Below are 1,059 nucleotides of genomic sequence, written 5' to 3'. Positions count from 1 at the left end.
CCTGTCGATCCGCGACGGCCGGATCGCCATCGGCTCGCTTGGGGCGGTCGGCTACGCGAGCGGCGCCTTGCCCGATTTCGAAGCCATGACGCCAATGTCATGACGCCCGACCCACCGTGCAGCAGGTCGCTATGTGGATTTTATGTCGCGGTCGGTGACGGCAAGGCTATCTCACAGGACACGGGCGGCCGGTCACCTCCAAGCGGGCGGCGAAGTCGGCTGAAGGCGGTCAAGCGGGCGGCATCCTGACTATCGCCCGGTGAGGTCCAGGATACGCATCGCAAGCTTGAGATGCGGCAAATCCAGCATGCGGCCGTCAAGCTGGACGACGCCCGCGTCGGGCCGGGCGGCGAAGGCGGCAGCGACTTTCTCGGCCCAGGCGATCTCGGAAGGATCCGGCGTGAAGGCGTGATTGATCACTTCGACCTGGCTCGGATGGATGGCCATCTGGCCTGAAAAACCATCGCGCCGGGCGCGGCCGACATAGGCCCTGAGACCGTTGAGATCGCGGAAATCGGGATAGACGGTGTCGATCGCCGGAACGGCGGCAGCATGGGCGCCAAACAGCACCAGCGAACGGGCAAGCTCGTAAGGCGGCGTATAACGGCCGTCCGTCCGTCGCGCGGTCGCAGCCCCCATGGCGGCCGGCAGATCCTCAGCCCCCCAGGTCAGGCCGCAAAGGCTGGTCGAGACATCCCGGTAGCTGCCGATCTCGAAGATCGCGGATGGCGTTTCGGTTGCGATCGGCAAGATGGGAATTGCAGATGCAAGAGAGCCTGCGAGCTTCAGCACCGAAGCGGCACCCTCGGCCTTTGGCAGCACGATCGCGAAAGGATGAAGGCCGCTCAAAGCGTCAAGGTCGTCTTCGAATTCTGGGGAGGCGAGGGGATTGATGCGGATCAGGAGAGGGGTCTCTCCGGCATGATCCAACACGAACTCGTGCACGCTCTCGCGCGCTTTCGGCTTGTTTAAGGGTGCAACCGAATCTTCCAGGTCGAGAATGACGGCATCGGCGCCCGAGGCGAGCGCCTTGTCGAAACGCTCCGGCCGGTCACCGGG

At 64.6% G+C, this 1,059-nt stretch carries 1 protein-coding gene; it reads right to left on the bottom strand.

Annotated features, from left to right (window positions below; genetic code table 11):
- Positions 1–249: 249 nt before the first annotated feature.
- Positions 250–1,059: CoA ester lyase (locus FY112_RS04875; protein WP_151517857.1), on the bottom strand; the 810-nt coding region annotated here is incomplete at its 5' end.

Source organism: Rhizobium sp. PEPV16, from assembly GCF_008919455.1.
GTDB lineage: Bacteria > Pseudomonadota > Alphaproteobacteria > Rhizobiales > Rhizobiaceae > Rhizobium > Rhizobium leguminosarum_Q.
Note: the sequence above shows the minus strand (reverse complement) of the source record. Positions and strands in the feature narration are given on the sequence as shown.